Raw genomic sequence first — 9858 nt, forward strand, 5'->3', positions numbered from 1 at the left:
ACCCTTTGGGCCGATGGTGGTCGGACCGTCAAACTGATTCGATCAGCCCGAGTCGGCAGGCGGCAAGTCGTTACGTCTGAAACTGATTATCTTCAAAGAAGTAGCGCTCCTGTGACAAGTTTGCACGAGGATGGCATTGCAAACCAAGAGGATGCCGTCCCATGACAAGCACGCAGATCGAAACAGAAGCGGTTCGAGAGATGGCTCATGGAGTACCCTCGGTGTCCGTCGAGGAGCTGGAGGCCGATCCGCATGGTGTCTTCCGACGATATCGAGCCAACACGCCTTTGATCGAGCGCCAAGGGGCATTTGTGGTCCTCAGGGCTATGGATGTGGAACGGCTTTTCAAAGATCCCCGTTTGGGTCAGCCGAGGACCGAATTCCTGAACAGATTGGGAATCACTGAGGGTGCCCTCTTCGACCTTTTTGCCCTCAGTATGGTAGGAGCTGATGAGGAAACCCATGCCAGGCTCCGGGCGCCCTTAACGCGAACGTTTGCCGCCCGCGTGATCCGAGCCATGCGGCCTATAATTCGCGCAAGGGCGGAGGCTTTGATCGACGCCTTGGGAAATGCACGCGCGTTCGATTTGATTGCCCAATTTTCCAGCTTAATTCCTGCAATGACGATTGCCGGCATACTGGGACTTCCTGAAGAAGATGTCCCTCATTTCACAGCGGTTGTCTACGAATTGACGACGTTCCTTGGCTTCACGGCCGGACAGGATCTAGGGCGCATCAAGGTCGCGGCAGAAGACCTCAAGTCTTACGTCCACCGGACGTTTGAGGATCGTCGTATCCATCCGCGCGACGATTTTCTGACACGTTTGATCACCGACTTGGATGAGACGGGGTCAGCAACGCCGGAAGAGGCTATTGTACAGATGATGTCGTTGATCATTGCTGGTACCGATACGACCCGCGTAGCGGGTGGCGGCGTTGTGTCATTGCTACTTCAGCACCGCGAGCAATGGGACGCCGTCTGCGGCGATGCCAGTCTGATTCCCAAGGCCATCGCTGAAGCGCTGCGCTTCGAGCCCAGTGTCGGCAGCACCGCGCGGTTCAGTCTCGAGCCGATCGAACTCGATGGGAAAATTGTGCCCAAGGACGCGGCCGTCTCTTTGTCGCTGATGTCGGCGATGCGTGATGAACGGGTCTATGCGAACCCCGACACGTTCGACATCTTCCGGGACGATGGCCCTCGGATCCATCCCATTTTCGGTGGCGGGGCCCATCGATGTCTGGGCGAGGCGCTGGCTAAAGCCGAATTGGAGGAGAGCTTGGCTGTTCTTACACAGCGTCTGCCTCAGCTCCGCCTGGCTGGAGCGCCCCCAATTATCATCGGGCACGCGACAATTCGCCGGATCGGACCGATGCATTGCACCGTCTGATAATGGTCTAAGCACGTTAGAACGCTACGACGAGCTCACAGCCAACAACTGGCCTTCTACTCTTACCGAAGGGGGACCCAGAGGCCCCCTAGCTGGCGACCTGGTCTGGATCGTCGGGGCTGCTCTTCCGGTAGGGCCGTAATGATCACGCTCCTTTGTGGGCTCTCGTACTCGCTACGAGGTCCATTCCGGCGGGCCATCGGTTGCGGAAGCGCGGATGACGGGCTTTCGCCGACGGGCTAAGTTGCTTACATTTGTAGGCGGAAACCTCAGGACATCCCGGTCCGATGCATATGATTGAAATCAGCGACGAGGCCTATGAGGCGGCGAAGAGAACTGCAGCGCTCGATAGCATCGACGTGCCAACGCTCGTCGAGAGTCTCGTCCGCCGTCATGCTGAGTACATTGACCTGTTCCAGGAAACGTCGCCTGAAATGCCCCCATTTAGCCTGGAGCACTACGAGATGGATCGCGTTCCTGGGGAGTCCGAGGAGGATTATCAGGACCGCCTGAGGATGTTCACCTCCCTATGACAGGGCCGTTCGAGCCTGGTGATTTCGTCTGGACGAACTTCCCTTTCGAGAACGACCCGAGGAATCCGGGGCCGGGGCGGCATGCGGGCCTCGTCATGACGACTTTCGGTCCTCGAGACGCGCAGCGGATATCGCCCGGCCCAATCGGTCAGCACGGCTCTGCATTGACCGACGCGTAGAAGGCGTCCAAGTCGATGTGGATGATCTTGCGGTGGGAAAAGCCGATGTCGGGTTTTGGGCCGGTGCGTCCATCTCTACGGGTCCATCCTTCGCTCCGCCTTGACAAATAGAGCTGTCAGAACAAAAAAGGAACGATAAAACCGTACTTGGCGGGTCGTTGAGAACAGATTCGTCGACCAGAATTGATGGGAACCCGGCGCGCATCAAATGAAGCCTACCACGTTGCCGGTCTACTATTATCTCGACCACTTCGTCGAAATGCTCCATTTCGTGGAGAAGACATATGGCGAGATCCTCACCGACGAGCATCGCTCGTTCACCGCGCGCTTTCGCGGCCTTTCGAAGGATGCGCAATGCCTCCTCATCCGGATGGTCAACCGGCGAGGGGCGATCTTCAATCGCGCGCTCTTCAAGTACCCAGAGATAACCGACCTCGATACCGCGGCTCGCGACTTGATTGAGTGTGGCCATGCGCGCGGCCTGCGTGCCGAAGACTATTCCGCCTTCGTACTTTGCCTGCCGAAGACCGCGCTTCTCGACGGCGCCCGCGCGGCGGGGTTCGGCCGCGACGTCCGTACCTCATGGTCGAAGGCGGTGCTGGCCGACTTCTTCGTCGCCGTGATTCCATTCGACCTTGCCGCAAAGCATTGCGGCGCCGGCGGCTTCATAGCGCTCGACAACACACGACCGATCGAATTCCTGCTGTATCTCTACTTCGGGAAGACGGCCGACGACCTCAAGAACTTCGCTCTGCGCGACCTCGGCGTCCTGCGCATAAACAGGGAGACGTCGTTCAGCGCTCGCTTCACCGACGCCGACGAGGCAAATGCGTGCTTTCACTACAGCCAGGTGCTGGACCGCATCGAAGTCCGCTCCGCCGACGTGTTCGAGAGGGCGGCCGCGGCGATCCTGGACGGACCCCCGCGGACGACCGAATACGCCGCCGACCTTGCGGCCCGCGCCGCGTGCCAGGTCGGGCAGTTCTTTGAGAAGCAGAGCGACAAGGATCTAGCCGAACGGCTTTACCGTTTCGGCGGCTCGGCCGATTGCCGCGAGCGCCTCGTCCGGTTGCTGTACGCGAAGGGCGACAAGGAAGCGGCGGAGAATCTGCTGCGGGACATAATTGATGATCCCGAAAGCGACGACGAGCATCTCTTCGCGACGGATTTCTACGCGCGCAAGTTCGGAGGACGACGGACAGGTCTGTGCACCGAGTTGCTGCGATCGGGGCGGACTATCGTCGTCGACGACACACATCGCGGGAATCCCGAGGCTGGCGTCGCCGGGGTGCTGCGGCGCCAAGGCGGGCAAGTCTACTTCGCGGAGAACACGCTCTGGCACACGCTGTTCGGGCTGCTGTTCTGGGAGGAGCTTTTCGAGTCCGGCCAGCTTCACAGCGGGTTCGATTGGGTCCCGCATTGCCTTCGCGACAGAACCTTCTATCGGCGGTTCGCCCCGCAGATCGACGGCAAGCTGGCGGAGGTCAGATCCGGAAACGCGCTAGCGATCGTCTTGCGCACGGTCGCTACGAGATGGGGCCGGCCCAACGGACTCTTCGCTTGGGAGCACGTGCAGATCGGCGCATTGCGTGCCTTGCTCGAAGGCGCCGGCGCGGACGGCCTGGCCGAGATTGTTCGAGCGATGTGCGATGATTTCCGCGGCATGCGGGACGGCTTCCCCGACCTGATGCATGTGCGCGACGGCAAGGTGTCATTCGTCGAGGTCAAGGCGGAAGGCGACGCCATACGCCGAAACCAACTGACCCGCCTGCGCCAACTGGAGAGCGCCGGCATCCTGGCCGAGATCGGCCGCGTGGACTACCGGTTCGACCCGGAGCAGGTCTACGTGGTCGTCGACATCGAGACCACGGGAGCCTGGTCGTCCGGTGACCGCATCACCGAAATCGGAGCGGTCAAGGTCCGTAACCATCAAGTGGTCGACGAGTGGCACTCCCTTGTCAATCCGCAGCGGCCGATCCCCGCGAAGATCGTCGAACTGACCGGCATCACCAACCAGATGGTTCGGGATGCGCCCGCGTTCCACGAAATCGCCGACAGTTTTATGGCGTTCATGGGCGACGGCATCTTCGTCGCCCACAACGTGAACTTCGACTATGGCTTCCTGTCGTACGAGTACGAACGGCTCGAACGGCGTTTCCGCTTTCCGAAGCTGTGCACGTGCGTCGGAATGCGGCGTCGATATCCCGGGCACAAATCGTACGGACTCGGGAAGCTGTGCGCGATCTACGATATCGAGCTCGAAGATCACCATCGCGCGCTGTGCGACGCTCGGGCGGCGGCCCGGCTGTTGAACCTCATAAACAAGAAGCGAGACGAAGGCGTTTCGGCGGAAGCGGTGCAGGCCGCTTAGTCGCATTCCGGATATGTATCGCCTATGCCCTCAAGAACAGTCGCGACTGCGGCGAGATGCCGGGCGGTGGATCCTGCCTCGTAATATCGAAGGCGCGTTCGCGCGCGTGGGCATCAGCGCGATCCTGCGCCCAGCGGTGTTCCTCACACTCGCGGATAGCGCCGGTCTCCTGAAGGATACTTTGCGCTCATCCATCCAGCGCGAGGATCGTTGGCGGTTGTTACTCCGTCATCAGCATTAGAAAGGCTCCTGCCGGGACGAATTCTTGCTCCGGCTTGTAGTTCCGAGCGCATAGCACAGAGCAGAGATTCGCAATCGCAGTGGTCGATGGAAGTCACGTGTTCCCTCCACCACTAAGGTGTTGGAACGCTAGAGCGCCAACACCCAAGCGGTTGAGATCGAATCGCAATCTACCGTTTTTGAACGATACAGACTCGCGACTTCTTGGAAGTCGACTCGCGATCCTTTGGAATCGACTCGGATTAAATTTGGCGCGACACGAAGGGCGAAGCGTGGTGGGCCCGGCAGGACTCGAACCTGCAACCAGACCGTTATGAGCGGCAAGGGGGACGAGGAAGACTATGAATTTATTGGCGGATAGCTCCGGCTTTGGCACCGTTTGTTCACGTTCGGTTGCTTGGTAGCTTTGGTATTCTTTTGGTTGACAAGGCTCTGCGCTCTGGATGTTCGGCTGTCTATTTGCTTTTTGGATGAAGGTTCAAGCGACGCGCTGTTCGCTCATCAATTGACACCCAAGCGCCTCCAACCCTTCGTCCATCAGCAATGACGCTCTTTATGTTCCGAGCAGTAGAATTAAGTTCGGCCGCGACGATTGCGTAGCGCTGCTGCTTACTGAGATAAGTACCTTCCTTGCGCCTGACCTGAGTCACCCCTCGGGAGGTCTTGAACACGAACTCAGCGCTTCCACCTGTGGTGTCTCTCTGACTTTGCCAGCCCGTCCGCTGTGCGATGTCGCTAGCCAAACTCGCGCACATCTTGCCGGCCAATTCTTCAAATCGAAGAACGATCGCAGCGTATCGTTTGAGCGCAGAATCTCGAACAATCTTCAGGCCAGTCGTAATCTCCAAATATTCGCCGGGCTTATCTGCCAATGGTAGTTTGAAGATTAGCGCCATCTCATCCTGCAACTGAGAATAGATGTCCGCTAGCGAAACATCGTTTAGTTCAAAGCGCAGCACGGTGCCTCCATTCTAGGGGGAGCGTTGGAGGTTGGACAATTGAGCGAGCGCCGAGATTTGTCCAGCCGATCTTTGGACGACTTTTGACCACGCAAAAATTGTCCACCTTGAAAATGGCCCTGATTGTATCGAGCGGGCGAAAAGTATTGCGAGGTCAAATTGAAAGCGAATACGGCCAGCGGTTTCACCGCCCTAGATCGACCTGAACTTGAGCAATATGCCGAACGCCTTCATCGGTTGGCTGACGGCATCAGTGGCAAACTGATTACATCAAGTTTTCATGAGGAGCGGCCTGGAGTCGTAACTCACCACAACGTGGGAGATGTCAGAGGTACAGTCGAAGCGATTGCAGCGCATATCGAGACACCCGGCGCCAACGTCTACATGCCGCTTTGCGTGATGCGCCGTGATCTGCCACGCGGAAAGAAGGGCGGCGAAGCAGACGTGGTCGCGGTGCTTGGCTTGGTTGCCGATATGGACGCCGACACAGGAAAGATCGGCGAAATGCCGTTCGAGCCGAGCTATGTCATCGAAACGTCGCCGGGCAACACGCAACAAGTTGTCTTGTTCGACAAGCCGCTTCTGCCTGAAGAGGCTAAGCCGCTCGCTATTGCGCTGAAGAAGGCCAGTGGCTCTGATCATGGCACGGCCGACATATCCCATGTGTGGCGCATTCCTGGCACAATGAACTGGCCGACTAAGACGAAGCTCGCGCGAGGGCGCAGCGCTGAACCATGCGCAGTGCGTCTGAAAGAGCCGTTCCAAGGTCGCGTTTACAGCGGCTCTCAACTATCAAAAAGCCTGTCGGAGTTCGTAAGAGCGCCGCAGGCCGAGGCAATATTTGACGAGCGCTTTACGGGGCGAGTTGATAGCGTCCCCCTCTGGGGTCGCGCGAGCGATATTCTGCGCGCTTCGATGGTGTCAGATGGGGCGCCTAACAGATCGGATCACGCGGCCAGCGTGTTCGAACATTGTGGCTTTGAAGGGTTTACTCTCGACGAGACTATTTCACTGTGTTTCGGTCACGGCGGATCTTGGAAAGAACGATATCGCTCCGAGGCGGAACTGATCGCGGACGTGGAGCGTTGCTGGAACAAGTTCATTCTGCCAAGGGAAGCCGAGCGCGAAGACAATGCACGCGCGGCAAGGGCGTTTGTAGAGAACGCGAGAAGAAAGCGGGAAAAGCAGGAGCGCTCAAACGTCGTAACTGCGACGCCCTTTGTCTACCAAGACCCGGCGACGCTACCTCGCCGCGATAGCCTTTATGGTGGACACTTCATTCGACGATATGTGTCATCTACAGTGGGCGGTGGGGGTGGAGGCAAATCCTCACTCGAAGTCACTGACACGTTGGGAATGATCAGTGCCATCCCGCCGCTCAGGGTGTGGTACTTCAATCTTGAAGACCCTCTCGACGAAATACAGCGTCGGGTGACTGCCGCTGCTATTCACCACGGCATTAGCCCGGAGGTGTTGAACGAGAATCTCTTCGTGGACTCTGGGCGCGATCAGTCGCTGGTGGTCGTTACGCAACAGGGGCGGGAAACGAGGATTGTCGAGCCTGTTGTAAAGGCGCTGATCGACGAAATGAGAAGAAAAAGGATCGATGTGCTCATCATCGATCCTTTCGTGTCAACTCACGAAGTTGAGGAGAACGACAACAACAAGATTCAGCAAGTAGCTAATCAATTCACCCGAATAGCAAATGAAGCAAATGCCTCGGTGGAGCTAGTCCATCACATCAACAAGGCATCCGGCGACGGAAAGGGTGAGGTCACGGCCGATTCTGGTCGTGGCGCTGGAGCGCTGAAAGACAAAGCGCGCTCTGTCAGGGCGATAAATACTATGAGCGAGAAAGAAGCCGAGAGGGCGGATATCGATCTTACGGACCGGTTCTCCTATTTCCGCGTGACGAACGTGAAATCCAACATGTCTAAGCGGTCAGGACATGCGGACTGGTATCGAATCGTATCGGTGGACCTTGGCAATGGTACAAAATGGTCTTCCGGTGACAGCGTCGGCGTGGTGGAAAAATGGCAATGGCCGTCTGAAACTACCGACGATGAAATCGCGATAGAGCAACTGGACGAGATCAAGTGGCGAATCGGCTTGGGCCCGCACGGAGACAATCACCAGGCAAAGGACTGGGCTGGGCGAGTCTTCGGCGCAGTTCTTGGCCTCGACGCCAAGGCTGACAAGCGCAAAATTAGCCGGTTAATGAAGGCGCTGGTAACGGCAGGCCACTTCGCCGTAGTTGAACGGAAATCGGACAGGGGGAGGCAACGGCCCATGTTTGAGGTCGCCCCCGACCCCCACCACCCACGGGGTGGGGTGGGGAGTGGTGGTTCATAACCCCATCCGACACCCCACCACCGCCTTATATCTATAAGGCGGATGGTGGTGGTGTGGTGGCTAGATCGTAACAAGACATCAAAGGCAAGCAATGTGGCCGCATGCAGCGGTCGCAGCGGCATCATTTTGCCTGCAAAAGGGAACTAGAGCGGTGACAAAAGTACCCAACGTCCTCGAATTCAGCTCAGAGCTAAGAGAAGAAATCGCGAAGGGAGAAGAGATTTCAGGACGGAAACAGGACGCCGAGCGGCGAGCGCATCAACTTAACGAGCGTGTTCGGTCGGGACCAACTTCTGAAGAGCGAGCAGCCGACGCTGAACGAGTGGTGCGGGGAGAGACGCTGCCCGACTTCGACGCTGAACTCAAAAAGGCGCTGAGAGAATTACACGCGCTAGAGGATGCCGAGAAGGTGCAGCTTGCGCGTATTGAGACCGCACGAAAGACGGCGGCGCGAGGAATCAGCGACGAAATGCGGCCCCACTATCAGCGGGCAATGAAGAAGCTAGTTCCTTTACTCTGCGATGCCCATGCGGAGTGGAAAGAGATCGTCGCAATGAAGCGCGCCATGCTCAGCCAAGGACTGCGGCTATACGGGATTTTCGAAGTCGAACCTGACTTTCTTGGCTTACCCGATGACCCGACGAGCGATCTCGCCGGATTTTTACGGGAATGTGTCGGCGCGGGATATCTTCGTTCGCTTCCAAAGGAGTTCGAGCGATGATCAAGCGGGACTACGAGATTGCGGCGGGTGGGCCAATTGACCTGGAATACGGCGGCGGTGGGTTCGTGTCTGCCGTTGATGGTAAATCGATTGCTCCCTCCGATGGCGGAGAGGTCCGGCAACATTTGCAAGGCTATGCGCTGCGATGGCGTTCCTTAATTGAGCAAAACGGGAACTACTTTTACTTCCTTCCGCACGCGATCAAGAATCCCATGTGGGGAGAAGCGAAGCGATTATTGTTCGATCACAACGAAGGCGAGGTGATCGCGACAACGTTGAGCGGCCTACAGCTTCACTGCGATGATCACGGTCTGGCAATGCGGCTGGTGATCGGAGATGATCCGGCACGACGGAAAGCGTACGAAACAGTGAAGAGTGGCGAACGTACCGCGCTGTCAGTAGGAGTGACTATGCGCGGAGAGTTTGTCGAGGTCGATGACATCCGCGTAAAGATGGTGAAGAACGCGGCCCTACACGAAATTAGCCTGGTGGGAAGCGGAGCTTGCAAGCCCGCATTTTGTGGCTTGGTCGATGCGGATGCCTCCCGGTCCCTAGTGATGGATTCCAAAACAGCCAGAATATTGAACGACGGTGCCGCGCGTGACTTCATGCGCGCTCTCCAGAAGGTCGCCGAAGCGTTTGAACACAATCGCCGCTGATTTCAGGCAGTGGCGTGCGGCGCTCACAGCATCCCGATGTGAGCGCGGCGACCCGGTCGGTGGGGATAGGCCGCCGGCCGGGTTACATACATCCAATGAAGAAAGGAAACTTCTATGCCGTTTTCTGGCGTTCATATCGTTTGCGGATTTACTGGCCCACACGGAGGCTCAAATGGACAGGTCGCTCTACTTGGCCCCGCTGTCTGGTCTCAGACTATGAGTGCACCGGGCGCCACCAACCAAGTCAGTCCGCATGAGCGCTTTCCTGATGGCCCTGGCGAACCGGTGTTCAGCTTGTATTCGAGCGCAGATATCTATTTTGCAATCGGCACAGCACCGGATGCAACTAGTACCCACTTTTCTTGGAACGTGAGTCGTGATTCAAGGTCGGGATGATACCCGAAGCAAGAGAAGTCCACCTTTCGAGGAAAGATCGCAAGGTGCTTGAGGCGTGCT

Annotated in this window: 7 protein-coding genes; 6 read left to right on the forward strand and 1 reads right to left on the reverse strand. The window is 57.7% G+C overall.

Annotated features, from left to right (window positions below):
- The first annotated feature begins 161 nt into the window (after nucleotides 1-161).
- The 3 genes from QJT78_RS24620 to QJT78_RS24630 all read left to right on the forward strand — a co-directional run bounded on the left by QJT78_RS24620 (nucleotide 162) and on the right by QJT78_RS24630 (nucleotide 4471).
- Complete coding sequence (locus tag QJT78_RS24620; protein WP_049807651.1) at nucleotides 162-1388, forward strand: cytochrome P450; 1227 nt, start codon at nucleotides 162-164, stop codon at nucleotides 1386-1388.
- A gap of 287 nt (nucleotides 1389-1675) precedes the next feature.
- The gene (locus QJT78_RS24625) at nucleotides 1676-1921 is read left to right on the forward strand and encodes a hypothetical protein (protein WP_028152875.1); all 246 of its coding nucleotides are present in this window, start codon (nucleotides 1676-1678) and stop codon (nucleotides 1919-1921) included.
- 387 nt (nucleotides 1922-2308) lie between these two features.
- Nucleotides 2309-4471 carry an exonuclease domain-containing protein gene (locus QJT78_RS24630; protein WP_038943489.1) on the forward strand — a complete coding sequence of 721 codons (2163 nt, stop codon included), beginning with the start codon at nucleotides 2309-2311 and terminating at the stop codon, nucleotides 4469-4471.
- Between the two features lie 695 nt (nucleotides 4472-5166).
- Here QJT78_RS24630 and QJT78_RS24640 read toward each other — a convergent pair.
- The gene (locus tag QJT78_RS24640) at nucleotides 5167-5670 is read right to left on the reverse strand and encodes a hypothetical protein (RefSeq protein WP_038943488.1); all 504 of its coding nucleotides are present in this window, start codon (nucleotides 5668-5670) and stop codon (nucleotides 5167-5169) included.
- Between the two features lie 159 nt (nucleotides 5671-5829).
- Between QJT78_RS24640 and QJT78_RS24645 the strand changes: the two genes are divergently transcribed.
- From QJT78_RS24645 to QJT78_RS24655, 3 genes are all read left to right on the forward strand, one after another.
- Complete coding sequence (locus QJT78_RS24645; protein ID WP_157790185.1) at nucleotides 5830-8022, forward strand: AAA family ATPase; 2193 nt, start codon at nucleotides 5830-5832, stop codon at nucleotides 8020-8022.
- 151 nt (nucleotides 8023-8173) lie between these two features.
- Nucleotides 8174-8743, forward strand: coding sequence for a hypothetical protein (locus tag QJT78_RS24650; RefSeq protein ID WP_028154381.1), 570 nt, complete (start codon nucleotides 8174-8176; stop codon nucleotides 8741-8743).
- Nucleotides 8740-9402 (forward strand): HK97 family phage prohead protease, encoded by a 663-nt coding sequence (locus QJT78_RS24655; RefSeq protein ID WP_028154380.1) that lies wholly within the window; start codon nucleotides 8740-8742, stop codon nucleotides 9400-9402. Before QJT78_RS24650 ends, QJT78_RS24655 begins: the two co-directional genes overlap by 4 nt.
- Nucleotides 9403-9858: the final 456 nt, after the last annotated feature.

Source organism: Bradyrhizobium sp. Mp27, from assembly GCF_029953005.1.
GTDB lineage: Bacteria > Pseudomonadota > Alphaproteobacteria > Rhizobiales > Xanthobacteraceae > Bradyrhizobium > Bradyrhizobium barranii.

Bases quoted from the DNA above. Each gene is read 5' to 3' on its own strand.
- QJT78_RS24625 (WP_028152875.1), top strand. From the start codon at position 1,676: ATGCATATGATTGAAATCAGCGACGAGGCCTATGAGGCGGCGAAGAGA.
- QJT78_RS24630 (WP_038943489.1), top strand. From the start codon at position 2,309: ATGAAGCCTACCACGTTGCCGGTCTACTATTATCTCGACCACTTCGTC.
- QJT78_RS24655 (WP_028154380.1), top strand. From the start codon at position 8,740: ATGATCAAGCGGGACTACGAGATTGCGGCGGGTGGGCCAATTGACCTG.
- QJT78_RS24620 (WP_049807651.1), top strand. From the start codon at position 162: ATGACAAGCACGCAGATCGAAACAGAAGCGGTTCGAGAGATGGCTCAT.